The 15676-nt window shown below is 68.1% G+C and carries 12 protein-coding genes; 8 read left to right on the top strand and 4 right to left on the bottom strand.

The features are described 5' to 3' along the window. Window positions 1-344: 344 nt before the first annotated feature. Both ACWCOV_RS33610 and ACWCOV_RS33615 read left to right on the top strand, forming a co-directional pair. Complete coding sequence (locus ACWCOV_RS33610) at window positions 345-2201, top strand: hypothetical protein (protein ID WP_449833381.1); 1857 nt, start codon at window positions 345-347, stop codon at window positions 2199-2201. 359 nt (window positions 2202-2560) lie between these two features. Then, window positions 2561-2728, top strand: a complete 168-nt coding sequence (locus tag ACWCOV_RS33615; RefSeq protein ID WP_449833382.1) for a hypothetical protein — start codon at window positions 2561-2563, stop codon at window positions 2726-2728. 239 nt (window positions 2729-2967) lie between these two features. On the opposite strand, the gene ACWCOV_RS33620 is transcribed toward ACWCOV_RS33615, so the two are convergent. The 3 genes from ACWCOV_RS33620 to ACWCOV_RS33630 form a co-directional block, all read right to left on the bottom strand. Further along, window positions 2968-4566 (bottom strand): DHA2 family efflux MFS transporter permease subunit, encoded by a 1599-nt coding sequence (locus tag ACWCOV_RS33620; RefSeq protein WP_449833383.1) that lies wholly within the window; start codon window positions 4564-4566, stop codon window positions 2968-2970. Window positions 4567-4707: 141 nt separating this feature from the next. Continuing rightward, window positions 4708-7638, bottom strand: a complete 2931-nt coding sequence (leuS, locus tag ACWCOV_RS33625; protein ID WP_449833384.1) for a leucine--tRNA ligase — start codon at window positions 7636-7638, stop codon at window positions 4708-4710. A gap of 329 nt (window positions 7639-7967) precedes the next feature. Then, on the bottom strand, window positions 7968-8603 hold the full coding sequence (locus ACWCOV_RS33630) for a hypothetical protein (protein ID WP_449833385.1): 636 nt from the start codon (window positions 8601-8603) through the stop codon (window positions 7968-7970). A gap of 370 nt (window positions 8604-8973) precedes the next feature. Between ACWCOV_RS33630 and ACWCOV_RS33635 the strand changes: the two genes are divergently transcribed. Continuing rightward, entirely contained in the window at window positions 8974-9258 is a 285-nt protein-coding gene (locus ACWCOV_RS33635; protein WP_449833386.1) for a hypothetical protein, read from the top strand. Window positions 9259-9389: 131 nt separating this feature from the next. After that, window positions 9390-9836, top strand: a complete 447-nt coding sequence (locus tag ACWCOV_RS33640; RefSeq protein ID WP_449833387.1) for a wax ester/triacylglycerol synthase domain-containing protein — start codon at window positions 9390-9392, stop codon at window positions 9834-9836. 420 nt (window positions 9837-10256) lie between these two features. On the opposite strand, the gene ACWCOV_RS33645 is transcribed toward ACWCOV_RS33640, so the two are convergent. After that, window positions 10257-11003, bottom strand: coding sequence for an IclR family transcriptional regulator (locus ACWCOV_RS33645; protein ID WP_449833388.1), 747 nt, complete (start codon window positions 11001-11003; stop codon window positions 10257-10259). Window positions 11004-11248: 245 nt separating this feature from the next. Here ACWCOV_RS33645 and solA point away from each other — a divergent pair, with 245 nt between their 5' ends. The 4 genes from solA to ACWCOV_RS33665 are packed head-to-tail and all read left to right on the top strand — an operon-like array spanning window position 11249 to window position 15671. Beyond that, window positions 11249-12388 (top strand): N-methyl-L-tryptophan oxidase, encoded by a 1140-nt coding sequence (gene solA / locus ACWCOV_RS33650; protein WP_449833389.1) that lies wholly within the window; start codon window positions 11249-11251, stop codon window positions 12386-12388. Between the two features lie 16 nt (window positions 12389-12404). Next, entirely contained in the window at window positions 12405-13451 is a 1047-nt protein-coding gene (locus ACWCOV_RS33655; protein WP_449833390.1) for a succinylglutamate desuccinylase/aspartoacylase family protein, read from the top strand. Next, window positions 13448-14545, top strand: coding sequence for an ABC transporter substrate-binding protein (locus ACWCOV_RS33660; protein ID WP_449833391.1), 1098 nt, complete (start codon window positions 13448-13450; stop codon window positions 14543-14545). The genes ACWCOV_RS33655 and ACWCOV_RS33660 overlap by 4 nt, the downstream gene beginning before the upstream one ends. Beyond that, entirely contained in the window at window positions 14538-15671 is a 1134-nt protein-coding gene (locus ACWCOV_RS33665; protein ID WP_449833392.1) for an ABC transporter ATP-binding protein, read from the top strand. The genes ACWCOV_RS33660 and ACWCOV_RS33665 overlap by 8 nt, the downstream gene beginning before the upstream one ends. The last annotated feature ends 5 nt before the right edge of the window (window positions 15672-15676 follow it).

Raw genomic sequence — 15676 nt, forward strand, 5'->3', positions numbered from 1 at the left:
GCAGCCAGACCACGTGGGCCCACGTGACGCTTGGCTGCAGCGCCACGAGCGTGAGTAGCCACCGCTCGGCTGCGGCGAGCACCTCAACCGTGCGACAGGCCTCGGAGCCCGCAGACCACCTGAGGAGCGACCATGCACGTGATCATCCGTTGATAAGGATGAGTAACTCCCCCTGACCGTCCAGCTTCTGCCGCCATAACTCTCGGATCGGCCCGGCCGCTGGCCGCGGCTCCCCTTGCCGGGGCTGCTCGAGCGTACAAAACTGTGAGGTTGCGACCACCTGGCCGGTGCTCGGGGCAGCCGGGCGCGCCGCGCTGAACGATCCATCTAGCTGGAGGAGCGTCATGCGCAGGATCAACGTCGCCGCGACGGTCGCCGTGGCATTCGCAGCACTACTTCTCCCAACGCCGGCCCAGGCCGCGCCGATCACACCTGGCGGGTCGACGGAAGTCACCGTGGGCAGCAATGACTTGCTGTTCTCCCAGAACAAGCAGAACGAGCCGGGTCTGGCCGTGAACCCGGTCAACCCCGCGATTCTCGCGGCGGGGGCCAATGACAACGTCGACATGGAGGCGTGTAACGCCGGCGATGACCGCACCTGCCCCTTCACTCCGGGCGTGGGCCTGTCCGGCATCCAATTCTCGACCGACTCCGGCCGCACGTGGACGCAACCGACGTACACCGGCTTCTCGGCGCGCGTCGCACCGTCCTGCCTCGGCGCTCCCGACGTCGCGCCTGGCCAACCCCCGGCCGGCGACACCGGCTGCGTGCCTGATCCCAACGGCCCGATCGGCACGCTGCCCAACTACGACGTCAACGGCATGGTTTCCAACGGCGACCCCGAACTGGTCTTCGGTCCGGTTCCCGACGCCGCCGGGAACTTCTCCTGGTCCAACGGGCAGCGGCTGTACTACGCGAACATCGCCACGAACTTCCCGGGCAATCCCGGTTTTCCCGGCGATGCCGCCATCGCGGTGTCCCGCACCGATGACCTGGCGGGCGCCATCGCCGGTGACAACGACGCCTGGATGGACCCGGTGGTCGTGACCAGGCAGAACCAGGCCCTGTTCAGTGACAAGGAACAGATCTGGGCCGACAACGCCGAGAGCAGCCCTCACTTCGGGAACGCCTACGTCTGTAACGTCGGGTTCCGCGGGGCCGCCGGAGCCGAACCGGTGCTGTTCGCTCGTTCCACCGACGGGGGTGACACGTGGACCACGCGCCAGCTGTCCGCGGCGACGAACAACAACCAGACGGGCGGCCGGCAGGGCTGTGCGATTCGGACCGACAGCCAAGGTGTGGTCTACGTGGTGTGGGTCGGTACCGACATCCGAACGCGCCAGGGTGTGTTCTTCCAGACCCGGTCCTTCAACGGTGGCCAGAATTTCGAGCGCCCCAGGGCTGTGGTCTCGGGGCTGGGCGGAATCGGGCAGTTCGACCCCGCGCAGGGCCGATTCACCATCGACGGCATCGCGGGCGCCCGGACCAACACCTTCCCGTCGTTCGACATCGCCAACGGTGCGCCGACCGGTGCGGACGCCACCGACCAGATCCTGCTCACCTGGTCCGACGACAGTCAGGGAACCAACCTCGAGAAGGCGTTCCTGGTGAGCTCGACCAACGGCGGCGGCACCTACTCGGCCAAGGTGGTAGTCAGCGAGGGCAGTGACCGAGCGAACTTCCCGGCGGTGGCGATCTCGCCTGACGGCACTGACGCGTGGCTGGTCTACAACGCCTGGCTCGATCCGTGGCGCAACGACACGACCTCGGCGCGCCGGGTGCTGGGCGTGGTCCGGCACGCCGACATCACCGGGACCGCGCACACCGTCGGCGCGTTTACGACAGTGTTGCGTGGCGCAGTAGGCGACGGGCGCGCGTCCAGCGCCAACAGCCTGACCTCGGAGTTCCTCGGCGACTACAACTACGCCGTCGCCACACGGGACTACGGCTCCGCGGTCTGGAACGACATGCGCAACGGAGCCGTCTGTCCCGCCATCAACACCTACCGTCAGGCGTTCGTCGAGGACGTCCTGGCCGGCACCACTGAACCCATTGTGGGAGACCAGAAGGAGGACCAAGACGCGGCAGCCGAACTGCCGGCCACGCACTCCACGGAGCTGCGCCCAGGCCCGAACAATGACTGCCCGGCGACCTTCGGCAACTCCGATATCTTCGGCGGAACCTTCACCGACGAATCCTGAGCGCGCTTTCAAGCCGTAGCCACCACACCCGACGGTCGCCACGCGGGCGACCGTCGGTAGTGGCACTGTGGCCATCTGACCCCGACCGGGGCGGACGAGCCAATCTCGCTCTACCAACTGAAGAGCCCGGCCGCGAGCAGGCAAGAGTGCGAACCAGCAACACACAGCAGGTCGCCCGCCTGCACCTGTCTGCGCTAACCGACGATCGCAGTGTGGTTGGCGAATCGGGCTGGTGCGAATCGGGCTGGTGCGGATCGCACTGGATCAGATCGCGGAACTGGCCGAGTTCGGCGACGACCTACAAGGCGCCACCTGACCGGCCGATCGTGCCTGGCTGAAGCGGCTCACACCACGTCGGCATGCGGATGGTTCAGCGCCTCGTCAACCTGGCGAAGTCCGACGCTGCCAGCTTGGGGCGGGCGGTCACCGCCGCCGCGGCGGAGCGGCTCGCCGAGACCCTCGACGCCGCACTGGTAGACCCGGGCGAGGCCCAGCTTCCGCGCGGCAGATGCCTCAGCAGCGCATGAACTTGAATGCACCGTGGGATCGAGCTGCGTGGCATCACCCGTGGCACGAAATGGCGGCTACCTATGGGGAATCCTCCGCCCGATGAGGGTGGCCTGGCCCAGCCCGATAGTTTCAGACCCAGCGATTGGAGAACACGACGTACTACCGGTGGAACGCTCGCTCGGCTGGGAGACCTGGCCCGGGCTCTCGATCGGGGACTGGCTGCGTCACCGCTGCGGGGTTCGATCCGGCGCCGCGGTCAGTCGATCACCGCGGGTGGCGCGCCCTCGTCGACGAGGCGTGCCTTCTCGCGTTTGCGGGGGAGCATGAGGGCCGGCACCAAGGTGAGGGCTACAAGCACCCAGGCGACCCAGAAGGTGTGTGCGAACGCCGCGGCGGCGTCGACCAGCCCGCGCGCGATCGCGGCGGGGTCGATATGGAGCGGGGCGAGGTTCTCCGGCTGAGTGTTGGACAGGATGGCCGCCTGGGTCTCGCGGAGGCCTTCGCCCAGCCCGGGGACGTTTTGCGTGCCGGGGATGATCGGCGAGTTGTTGAGCTGATTGGTGAGGATGACTGACATCGTCGCGACGCCGCAGGATGAGGCGATCTGCTGGGTGATGTTCAGCAGGGTGGAGCCGCGCGCGACCTGAGGGCGGGAGAGCGTCTTCAGCGCCGAGGTGAACAACGGCATCATCGTGGCGCCCATCCCGAAGCCCATCACGACCAGCATGCCGATGATCAGGGGGTACGGCGTCGTCGCCGTGAGCTGGGTCAGGCCGAACATGCCAACGACGATCAGGATGAGCCCGACGGGCACGATCCGGCCCACCGGCACCTTGTCCACGAGTCTCCCGGCGATCGGCATGGTCACCATGGCGCCGAGTCCCTGCGGCGCCACCAGGAGACCTGCCTGCAGCGTGGACTCGCCGCGGATCTGCTGGAAGTAGGTGGGCACCAGGAGCAGCCCGCCGAAGAACGCCGCGGCGAACAGGAACATCGTGACGATCGAGACGGTGAGGTTGCGGTTGCGGAACAGCCGGAGGTCGAGCAAGGGGTGCTCCGGCCGGAACGAGTGCCAGACGAACGCCGCCATCAGCAGCACCCCGGCCAGCATCGAGACCCATACCCGTGGGGCGGTGAAGTCGCCGTTCTCGGCGGGCAGGGAGGATACGCCGAAGAGGAACAAGGCGAGACCGGGGGACATCAGCGCCACTCCGACGACGTCGAGCGACTCCGACCGCTCTGGGCTGTCCTTGGCCAGCGCGAACCAGGCGTAGACGAGGGCGATGACGCCGAGCGGTACGTTGATGAGGAAGATCCAGTGCCAGCTCGCCACCTGGATCAGCCAGCCGCCCAGGATCGGTCCGAGGATCGGGCCGAGCAGCATGGGCACCCCGAGGATGGCCATCAGCCGTCCCATCCGGTGTGGCCCCGCGGCGCGGGTCATGATGGTCATGCCGAGCGGCATCAGCATGCCGCCGCCCAGTCCCTGCAGGACGCGGAAGCCGATGAGCATGTTGATGGTCGACGCGGTGGCACACAGGGCGGACCCGGCGGTGAAGAGGAAGATCGCGGTCATGTAGAGCCGCTTGGTGCCGAACCGGTCAGCCGCCCATCCGGTCAGCGGAATCACGGTCGCGAGCGCGAGCGTGTACGCGGTGACCGTCCAGGCGACGTGGGAGTAGGTGACCGGGTTGTCGGGCGTGCCGAACTCGTCCTGGAAGGTCGGCAAGGCGACGTTGACCACGGTGATGTCGAGGATCGACATGATCGCGCCCAACACGACGACACCGGCGATCTTCAGTACGGCGGCATCGATGTGGTCGGGATGTTCGGAGTGGGTCGCTGGCTGGCTCATTTTCCTCCCCCTGAGCACGAATCACATCCCCCGAGACTACGCGCGGATCCTGCCCGGGCACGAGCACATCCTCGATCAGCCGGTTTGTCGAGCCCGGTCCGGACTCGGCTTTCCACACCAGCCATCTCGGGCCGACCGTGGTTATCCGGTGACGATGTTGACCAGCCGCCCGGGCACCACGATGACCCGCTGAACCTGGACGCCGGCGAGCACGCGGACCACGAGAGCGTCGGCCAGGACCAGCGCCTCGGTGCTCGCTTTGTCGGCATCGGCGGGCACCAAGGTCGTCGCCCGCACTTTGCCGTTCACCTGCACCGCGATCTCGACTGTCTCGGTCGCGAGCAGCGTCGGGTCGGCGACCGGGAAGGTCTCCCACGCCAGCGACTCTGCATGCCCCAGCCGCGACCAGAGCTCCTCGGCGACGTGTGGCGCCAGGGGCGCCAGCATCAGCAGCAGTGGCTCGACGACCTCCCGTGGTGCTCCTCCGGTCGCGCCCCATCGCGCGGTCAGGTGGTTGTTCAGCTCGGTGATGCGGGCGATCGCGGTGTTGAAGCGCAGTGTCTCCATGCCCTCGCGTACGGCCGCGATGGTCCGGTGCAGCTGCCGTCGGGTCTCCTCGTCGACAGCGTCCGCAGACACCCGTGGCGAACCGGTCGCCTCGTCGACGACGTTGCGCCAGACCCGCTGCAGTAGCCGGTGGACCCCGATGACCGCCTTGTTGTCCCATGGCCGGGACTGCTCCAGCGGCCCGGTGAACATCTCGTACAGTCGCAGCGTGTCCGCGCCGTACTCGGCGTACATCTCATCCGGGGCGACGGAGTTCTTCAGGCTCTTGCCCATCTTGCCGAACTCGCGGGTGACCGGCCGGCCCTCGTAGGTGAAGCTGCCGTCGACCTCGGTGACCTGCGCCGCCGGCACGTAGAAGCCGCGCTCGTCGGTGTACGCGGCGGCCTGGATGTAGCCCTGGTTGAACAGCCGGGCGAACGGCTCGGACGCCGACACGTGCCCCAGGTCGTACAGGACCTTCTGCCAGAAGCGTGCGTACAGCAGGTGCAGTACGGCGTGCTCGACGCCGCCGACGTACAGGTCGGCGCCGCCGGTCGGATTGTCGGCGTTCGGCCCCATCCAGTACCGCTCGACCTCCGGGTCGACGAAGCGGTCGTGGTTGGCCGGGTCCAGGTAGCGGATCTCGTACCAGCAGGAACCGGCCCACTGCGGCATCGTGTTGGTCTCGCGGTGGTACTTCTTCAGCCCGTCGCCCAGGTCCAGCTCGACCTCGACCCAGTCCGCCAGCCGGGACAGCGGCGGCTCCGGTTCTGAGTCGGCCGCGTCCGGGCCGTCGTACGTACGCGGTGAGAAGTCCGTCATCTCAGGCAACTCGACCGGCAGCATCGACTCGGGCAGCGGTACCGGCAGCCCGTGCTCGTCGTAAACGATCGGGAACGGCTCGCCCCAGTACCGCTGTCGGCTGAACAGCCAGTCCCGCAGCTTGTACGTGATCGCCACCTCGCCCCGGCCCTGCACCTGCAGCCAGGCTATGATCCGGGCCTTCGCCTCCTCCTTGCCAAGCCCGTTCAGCGAGACCTCGGCATTCGCAGAGGCGACTAGGACGCCGTCACCGGCGTACGCCTCCGGCCACTCGGCCGGCGGGGTGTGCGGGCCGATCCGGTGCCGCTCGTTCCACTCGGCCGGCGGCTCGACCACCTTGACGACCGGCAGGTGGAACTTCTGTGCGAACTCCAGGTCGCGCTGGTCGTGCGCGGGCACCGCCATGATCGCGCCGCTGCCATACCCCATCAGTACGTAGTCGGCGACGAAGATCGGCACCTGCTCCCCGTTGACTGGGTTCAGCACGGATGACCCGGTGAAGACGCCGGTTTTGTCCCGGCCCTCGGTCTGCCGCTCCAGGTCTGAGCGCTGCGAGGCTGCCTCGCGGTACTCCGCTACGGCCTCGGCCGGCGTCGGGGCGCCACCGGTCCACTCCGGACGTACGTCGTCCGGCCACCGGTCGGCCGTGACCTCGTCCACCAGCGGGTGCTCCGGGGCGAGAACCAAGTAGGTGGCGCCGAACAATGTGTCCGGCCGGGTGGTGAAGACCTCGACGTCGCCACCGGGCGAGCCGAAGCTGACCCGCGCGCCGCTGGATCGGCCGATCCAGTTGCGCTGCATCTGGGCCACCGACTCCGGCCAGTCGACGGAGTCCAGGTCGTCGATCAGCCGGTCCGCGAACGCGGTGATCCGCAGCATCCACTGAGTCAGCGGCCGCCGGTAGACCGGGAAGTTTCCGCGCTCGCTACGGCCGTCGGGGGTGACCTCCTCGTTGGCCAGCACGGTGCCCAGGCCGGGGCACCAGTTGACGACCGCATCCGACCGGTACGCCAGCCGGTGTGCGTCCACCACGTGCCGGCGCTCGACTGCGGACAGCTCGGGCCACGGCCGGCCGAACGGGTTGGTGCCCTCGGCCGGCTCCCGGACCCGGGCGTCCAAGTCGGTCCGGAGATCGGCGACCGGGCGGGCCTTTCGCGCGCCCGGGTCGTACCACGCGTCGAAGATCTGCAGGAAGATCCATTGGGTCCAGTGGTAGAAATCGACGTCCGTGGTGGCGACGCTGCGGCGCGGGTCGTGGCCCAGGCCCAGCCGGCGCAGTTGCCGCCGGTAGGTCCGGATGTTGGCCTCGGTGGTGTCTCGGGGGTGTTGCCCGGTCTCCACCGCGTACTGCTCGGCGGGCAGGCCGAACGCGTCGAAGCCCATCGTGTGCAGCACATTGGCCCCGGACATCCGCAGGTAACGGGCATAGACGTCTGTACCGATGTAGCCCAGCGGGTGGCCGACGTGCAGCCCATCGCCGCTCGGGTACGGGAACATGTCCAGCACGTAGCGGCGCGGCCGGCCGGCGACCTCGTCGAACCCGTCGGACAGCGGCCCGGTCGGGTTGGCGGCATGGAAGGTGCCCTCCCGCTCCCACCGCTCCTGCCAGGCCGTCTCGATCCGCCTCGCCAGCGCCGCGGTGTAGCGATGCAAAGGGATACCAGCCGTCGGTGTCTGCGTGGTCCCGTCGACTACGTCGCTCATCGTCGTCGCTCCTTGGTCGGGTCCGGATACGAAAAGAGCCCTCGTAGTTCACGAGGGCTCGCCGCACTGACTGGAATCTGTCAGCGCGGCCCGGTAAGGAGGCGGATGCTCACCCGTCGATGGTAACGCGGCCAACCGGGCCTACTGAGTTGGGTTGGGGGAGTCCTACACGTCCTCCCAACACCAGCGAGCTCGTCGGCCTGTTGTGAGCCCGCCGCCATTGCTCGAGGCAACCGGCCGCTCCGCGGTCCTTCGAGAACACGACGACGGCCTTCTCACCGACCAAACAGAACAGGCGGCGCAGCGGCAGCGGCAGCGGCAGCGGCCGGTCAGGATGATTGGCCGTCCGATGCGCCGAGGCCGCGGGCGGTGTACCGGAGGGTGGGGTTGTCCTCGGTCGACCGCCAACGGACGACGGCGGCCCGTTCACCCGCCCTCGACCGGGCTGCGGCGATGAGGTCGTCGATCTCGTCGACGTTCGTGATGAGCAGTACCGCGACGGCGTCGCGCGTCCCGGAAAGGTCTGACTCGACCGTCGAGACATCGAGGTGGACCGACCGATCGCGCGCCCATCGAATGACAACCCGGAGCTGGAGTTCGTCCACCCAGTACGTCGGCCGTCGGGGATGCCAGTCCTTGTCCCGGGTAGGCGGGTCGATCTCGGGAAGTGCTTGCCGGACTGCGTCGTACAGGGCCTCCCGGTAGGCCTGAGCGCTGCGATCGTCGGCGCCGAAGGTGACGCGTTGCAGCCCGACCTCCTTGGGCAGCCGCCCGCTCACGGCTGTAACAGCCACGACCGCGCCCACGAGCAATGCTCCGAGCGCGGTGAGATCGCTGGCGCCGCGGAAGGCGAGGAGTACCCCGACAACGACGAGCGCGAGCCCGCCGAGCCCGAGGCCGGCCCTGATTCCGGGGCGCAGATCCGCTGCCACAACCCTCACATCCCTAGATACGTCCATGATCACTCTTCGCTGACGCAAAATCACGTCCGGTGGCGGCGTGGCCCCTCTGTTGCTGAGCGGTGCGCGAGAAGCGGGGATGCGATCGGCCGGCGATCATCCATCGGGCCGCGCTCAGACAACCTGTGGCGCACACTGGCCATGTGCGGTACGTCGAGCTGCGTCGGCACACCGACAACGACGGCGATCGCCTCACACCCCGCGGAGTAGCGGATGCTGAGGCGATCAGCGGTCGGCTGCATCCGCCGTACGCGGCGTTCGTGTCCACCGGTGCGGCACGCTGCACCCAGATGCTGGAGATCCTGCGCAGCTCGGCCGATCAGGACGAGATACCGATCACGGAGGCGCCCGGGTTGCGATCCTCGGTGGAGGATCGGTGGCGGGCGGCGGCCAAGGCAGCGGGAAGGGTGCGGATGTCGAGGCCATGCGGGCGATCGACCCGGATCTCGTCGAGCGGGAGTCATGGCTCCTGGGGTGGGTGTTGCGACAGGTAGTGGATGGACTGCCGGAGGGCGGACGGGCACTCGTCGTGGGGCACAGCCCGACCAACGAGGCCGCCGTACTCGGACTCGCCTGCCAGGTGATCCCGTCGCTGGGCAAAGGGGAAGGCGTGTTGCTGATCGAGGATGGCGGCGACTACCGAGTCGAGCCACTGACCTGAGCCGACGCCGATCGCGTCCGGCTCAGCCGGCTCGTTGTCTGGCCGCCGGAGGTCACTGGTAGAGGACGATGCCGATCTTCGGCAGCAGGTTGATGGAGTCGGACGCTCGCGGCCGGTGTGCGGGAGGATCAATGAGGAACGTCGTACAGTCGGCGGACGCGTTCTTCCTGCATGTCGAGACCGCGGGAGCGCCGCAGCATGTCGGCGGTCTGGTGGTGTTCGAGCCGACGGGCGACGAACAGCTGTCGGTGGATCAGGTGCGTGAGGTGGTACGGAACGAACTCGTGAGGCTGCCGCGGTTCCGCCAGCGACTTGCGCGATCGTCGTACTGGCGACGTCCCCGTTGGGTGGAGGTCGACGACATCGACTGGTCGTCGCACGTCATACGCCGTACGTCGGACGGCCTGCCCGATCTGTGGGGCCTTGTCGCCGACGCCACCGAGACGCCGATGGCCCGTGACCGCCCGATGTGGCGGATCATGCTGGTCTCCGGGAGTGGGGCGGGTTCGGCTCAGCCGCTACCCGACCGCGCCGTTGGCGGTGCGTCGATTCTCCAGGGAGGCGGGGTAGTCGGGTAGACCCGGGCACTGAGGACGCGACCGGTGCTGGTGAAGACCTGCGCGCGCCGACTGGTCAGGAACTCCCACACGTCGTCCTTGATGCTCACACGATCCACGCCACGCGCGGGCGTCGTCACGCTGGGAGGGTCTGCAGTACCTGTTACGGAGGGAACTCGGCGCCGCACCCAGGCGTTGCGTCTGAGCTTCGACTATGACCATCGAACGCGGATGGCTGAAAGTCGTCATTACGCCTGCCCGGCGTGTGGAGAGTGTGTCCGAGGAGGAACACGCACGTTGACCACACGCGTCGTCCTAGACCCGGACGAGGCCGGCCATTCCCGTAACCGCTGATGATGATTGCTGGTTGCCGTTGAATCCCCTCCACGGACTACACCTGCTGGTAGACCCCGGCCACGGCGTGGTGGCGGCAGCAGCTGTCTACGCACCGAGTCGGCGGGCGGTGACGTCGGCGGCCGTGTCGGTGACGAGTCGGCCGAGTTCGCGCTCCTTGGCCGGGTCGTAGCGGGAGTCGGGCATCGAGATGGCCACCGCGGCCAGGGGAGTGCCGTCGGTGTCCAGGATGGGGGCGGCAATGGCGCACACGTCCGGGCGGTACTGGTTGCGGTTCACGGAGTATCCGTTGGCCCGCACCCGCTTGAGCTCGGTGCGTAGTTCGGACGGATCTGTCAGCGTCGACTCGCTGTAGCTGTCCAGGCCTCGGTCGATGAGCTCGTCGACATCGGCTGCGGGCAGGTTGGCGAGGACGGCCCGTCCCGTTGCGGTGGCGTGCAGCGGCGAGGTGTCGCCGATCTCGTGATACGTCCGTACGGCGTGGTCGCAGTCGACCCGGTCGACCACGACCATGCATTGAAGGGCATCAGGCACCGACAGGTGGATGGTCTCGTTGACCTTGTCCCGGAGCCGGATCATCGGCTCTCGCGCGGCCGCGAACAGGCTCGATCCCTGGAGCGCGGCCGGCCGTACGGCGAGGACGCGGACGCCTATCTCCCAGCGGGTGGTGTCTTTGCGGTTGGCCCGCAGCCAGCCGGCTTCGTTGAGGGTGATCAGGGTGCGCTGCACGGTGGATTTGGGCAGCCCGAAGAGCTTGGTCAGTTCGCCGACGGTCACCGGTTGGTGCTGAGCGACCGCCTCGAGGATCCGCAGCGATCGGGTCACGCTCTTCATTTCCATCAGGTTTCCCCTGTTACGTCAGATGTTTTCTTCGCGGGCACCTCTTGACTCGCTGTCGAGCCCCTGCGAAGGTTGTGCCAGATTCCAGCACACCGTACCACAATGTGGCATGGATCGCGCAAGACCCACCGCGAACATCCCCGGCGGTGCGAGTCCGACAAGCCGTCATCAACGGCCCATCCCGAGAGACATCCCCCCGCCGGACGCCGTCATCCGTCCAGCGCGACGAGAGGAAAACCGTGTCTGCGAAGAAGCGCGTCGCCGTCGTCGGCGTCGGAACGATGGGCAGCCAGGCCGCCTGGCGGCTGGCGGCCCGTGGAGCCGAGGTCGTTGGGTATGACCGTTTCGCCCCGGGCCACGACCGCAGTGCCGCCGGCGGTGAGAGCAGGATCTTCCGCAGTGCGCACTTCGAGGACTCGCGCTACGTTCCGCTGCTGCGGCACGCCGATGCCTTGTGGGACAGGCTCCAGGAAGAGACCGGTCGCGAGCTGCGCCGGTTGACCGGCTGTCTGCTGATGGGGCCGACGAAGCACCAGCAGATGCGGACCGTCCTGGACTCGATCGCCGAGCACGGACTCGATCACGAGATCCTCGATGCTGAACAGCTCGCGAAGCGTTTCCCGCAGTTCCGCATCGAGGACGGCGACGCGGCGGTGCTCGACCGGCACGCCGGGTTCATCCGGCCCGAGCTGACCATCCAGTCGGCGGCGCTGCGGGCCGAACAACTCGGCGCGCGGATCGAGCGCTACACACCGGTCCGCGAGATCGTCCCGTCCGGAGACGGCGTCGCGATCCACACCGACCACGGCAGCGAGCGCTTCGACGCGGCTGTGGTCACGGTTGGCCCGTGGGTCAACGACTTGCTGCCAGACCTGCCGTGGGAGGTGGAGATCCGCCGGCTGATCAACGCCTGGTACGTACCCACTACCAACGCGTGGCACGGCGAGGAGCGGCCCGCGTTCATTCGCACAGCACCCACGCACTGTTACGGCCTCCCATCGCCGGACGGTGTCTCGGTCAAGCTCGGCCTGTCTCGCGCATTGCATCAGCCGGTGGGCGATCCCAACCAGCTGAAACGCACCGTGGAGCCCGCGGAGCTGGAGACCTTCACCGACCTCCTCGGGCGCTACCTCCCCGACCTGCACCCAGACCCGATTCGCCTGTCGGTCTTCATGGAGGGCTACACCGAGAGCAGCCGCCCCCTGGTCGGCCCGCTGCCAGGCCGGGGCAACGACAACGTCGTACTGCTCGCCGGATTCTCCGGCCACGGCTTCAAGCTCTCGCCGGCCATGGGCGATATCGCCGCCGATCTCGCACTGACCGGCTCATCGCCCCAGCCGATCGACTTCATCTCCACCGTTGACCGCGTCGCGGCCTGACAGCACTGAGGACGACATGACGACGACAAAGAACGCCGGCCAGGCGCGGCCGCTGAGCCTCGGCCAGCTGCGGGCCGAGCCGGGCACCACGGTACGTGGCATCGTGCCTGCAGATCTCGGCACCTTGACCGTAGACGTACCACTCGCCCTGGTGGCCGGCGCGCGGCCGGGGCCGCGCGTGGTGATCACCGCGGGTGTGCACGGCGGCGAGTTCACCGGTGTGGACGCCGCCCACCGGCTCGCATCCCAGCTGGACGCCGAGGAGGTGCGCGGACAGGTGCTCATCTGCATCGTCGCGAACCCGCTGGCCGCGTACCGGGGACGCCTCAACGTTTCCTCGATCGACGGGGTGAACATCAACCGCGTCTTCCCCGGCGACCCCCACGGTAGCCCCACCGAGCGGATGGCCGCCTGGCTCTTCGCGCAGCTGATCGATGGCGCGGACGCCTACGTCGACCTGCACTCCGGCGGGATCGACCAGACTCTCCGGCACTTCGTCGGTGTCCGTCTCACCGGTGTCCCAGAGGTTGATGCAACGACTGCCGCGATGGCGCGTGCTGTCGGTATCGAGGACATCATTTTCGGCCAGAACGCCGAGGGTGGGAACAGCCATGCGGCCGCGGTCCGCCAAGGCGTCCCGGCCATCCTGGTCGAGACCGGCCAGCTCGGCGAGCGCGACCCGGCCGTGATCGGCGGACTGGTGGACGGCCTGACCGCGGTCCTGCGCCGGGTCGGCGTCCTCGACCAGAGCGGGGTCCAGCCCACGGGTGGCCGTGAATGGGTATGGGCCGGAGACGTCAGCGCCGACGCCACCGGTCTCTGGTACCCGGAGTTCGTCGCCGGCGACGAGGTGATCGACGGCCAGGTCATCGGTCGCATCGTCGACCCGGCCGACGGTCACGAACATGTGGTCCGCGCTCCAGCGTCCGGAACGATCTTCTACGGGATGCGCGGGCTCACCGTTGTCCCAGGCACCGAACTCGCGGCGATCGCGACGGCCGCAGCGCCGGACCGAACCGCCGAATCCCTCCAAACCCCGTCAGAACCTGAGGTGTTGTCATGAAAGATTCCGTGATCGGGCGCCGGTCCTTCCTGCAAGGCGTCGCAGGATTGTCAGCAGCCGCCGCCGTACCTGCCCTGACGGCCTGCGGCTCCGGTACCAGCCGCGCCGACGGCGCCGCCGGTTCGACGAAGACCCTTGCCGTGCGCAACAGTGGCGGGGCGTACGGCGAAGCACTGCAGAAAGGCATCTACGAGCCCTTCACCAAGGAGACCGGCATCCAGGTCCAGGTGGTGAATGTCCAGTACGCCCAGATGCTCGCCCAGATCAAGCAGGGCCGGCCGCAGTTCGACCTGATCGACAACTCGATGATGGACTTCCTGAAGTTCGTCCGGGACGACGGGATCGAGAAGCTCGACTTCGATCGGCTGAAGAGCTTCAAGGCGGCGAACATCCCGGCCAACATGGTCACCGAGCACGCCGTCGGCAAGGCGTACTACGCCAGCGTCATGGCCTACCGCACCGACCAGTTCGGCGGCAGGAAGCCGAGCTCCTGGCCGGACTTCTGGGACACCAAGGCGTTCCCCGGCAGCCGCTCGCTCCAACACCCGGACGCCGACCTGCCCGAGTTGGAGTTCGCGCTGCTCGCCGACGGCGTACCGATGGACAAGCTGTACCCGATCGACGTGGACCGGGCGTTCAAGTCGCTGGACCGGATCAAGGGGTCCGTGCGGAAGTACTGGGACACGGGCAACCTCCCCGGCGTGCTGCTCAGCCGCAAGGAAGTGGTGCTGGGCACGTGCTGGCACGGCCGCCTCAGTGCGCTGATCAAGCAAGGCGTTCCGTTGGCGTACCAGTTCGCCGGCGCACGCCGGCAAGGCCAGGGATACGCCATCCCCAAGGGCGCCGCCAACCTCGACGCCGCGTACCAGCTCATCGACTTCTCCTTGCGGCCTGAGACCCAGGCCGGCCTGGCGAAGATCTACCCCACGAACCCGGTCTCCGCGGCGGCGTTCGACAGCCTGCCGGCCGACGTGCGCGCCAACCTGGCGTCCGCGCCGGAGTACCGCGACCAGGGGTTCGATCTGGATACCGAGTGGTGGCTGAAGAACGAGGGCGCCGTCAACAAGCGCTGGCTGGAGTGGGCTCGTGTCTGACATCCGCACCGTAGCCGAGTCGCCTGCCACCGCCGCCGGATCACCGGCGCCGGCCGGGATCGGCAAGCCGCTGTCCGTCGTGTCGCTACGCAAGACCTACGGGAACGTGGTCGCCGTCGACGAGGCGTCGATGGAGATCGCCGCCGGCGAGTTCGTCACCTTCCTCGGCGCGTCCGGCTCGGGCAAGACGACGACCCTGATGATGATCGCCGGCTTCGCGGAGCCGGATTCCGGGACCATCACCGTCGGCGATCGGGACGTGACCAGGCTCGCCCCGCAGAAGCGGAATCTGGGCTTCGTCTTCCAGCAGTATCTGCTGTTTCCGCACATGACCGTCGGCGAGAACATCGCGTTCCCGCTGCAGTTGCGTGGGGTGTCGAAGGCCGACGTACGTCGACGTGTCGGCGAGACGCTGGAGATCGTCGGTCTGGCCGGGTACGGCGGCCGCTATCCGCGCGAGCTGTCCGGCGGCCAGCAGCAGCGCGTAGCGCTGTGCCGCGCGTTGGTGTACCGGCCGCCCGTGGTCCTGATGGACGAGCCGCTGGGCGCACTGGACAAGAAGCTGCGCGACCAGCTCCAGGTGGAGATCAAGGCGATCCAGCGCGAGCTGGGCCTGACCGTGATCTACGTGACGCATGACCAGGAGGAGGCGCTGGTGCTGTCCGACCGGATCGCCGTGATGCGCGACGGGCGGATCGATCAGTTCGGCACGCCACGCGAGCTGTTCGAGCGGCCGAAGACACCGTTCGTCGCCGACTTCCTCGGTGCGGCGAACTTCCTGCCTGGTCAGGTGGAGGAGACCGCCGGCGAGCACACCCTGGTCAGGCTGGCGCACGGCGGCGTGCTGAGGGCGCGACCACACGCCTTCGCGCGTGGCACCGCGGTGGAGGCTGCCATCCAGCCGGGCCGGCTCCGCGCGTGTCCGCCCGACGAGGGCTTCTGTACGGGCACCGTCGAGACGGTCACGTACGTCGGCACGCTCGTCCGCGTCGGCCTGCGTCTTGCCGGCCTCGACACGTTGCTGCGCATCGAGGCACCGGCCGGGTGGGCGCCGATCGCCGGCGAGCGGATCGGTGTCAAGGCGGATGCCCAGGACGTCAACCTCTTCGGCACCGAAGGGCGGTAGGTCAG

Source organism: Kribbella sp. NPDC002412 (assembly GCF_053592935.1).

Excerpts from the sequence above, each read along its gene's own strand:
- ACWCOV_RS33645 (WP_449833388.1), bottom strand. The coding sequence starts at position 11,003 with ATGAAGAGCGTGACCCGATCGCTGCGGATCCTCGAGGCGGTCGCTCAG.
- ACWCOV_RS33640 (WP_449833387.1), top strand. The coding sequence starts at position 9,390 with ATGAGGAACGTCGTACAGTCGGCGGACGCGTTCTTCCTGCATGTCGAG.
- ACWCOV_RS33660 (WP_449833391.1), top strand. The coding sequence starts at position 13,448 with ATGAAAGATTCCGTGATCGGGCGCCGGTCCTTCCTGCAAGGCGTCGCA.
- leuS (WP_449833384.1), bottom strand. The coding sequence starts at position 7,638 with ATGAGCGACGTAGTCGACGGGACCACGCAGACACCGACGGCTGGTATC.
- ACWCOV_RS33610 (WP_449833381.1), top strand. The coding sequence starts at position 345 with ATGCGCAGGATCAACGTCGCCGCGACGGTCGCCGTGGCATTCGCAGCA.
- ACWCOV_RS33655 (WP_449833390.1), top strand. The coding sequence starts at position 12,405 with ATGACGACGACAAAGAACGCCGGCCAGGCGCGGCCGCTGAGCCTCGGC.
- ACWCOV_RS33615 (WP_449833382.1), top strand. The coding sequence starts at position 2,561 with ATGCGGATGGTTCAGCGCCTCGTCAACCTGGCGAAGTCCGACGCTGCC.
- ACWCOV_RS33620 (WP_449833383.1), bottom strand. The coding sequence starts at position 4,566 with ATGAGCCAGCCAGCGACCCACTCCGAACATCCCGACCACATCGATGCC.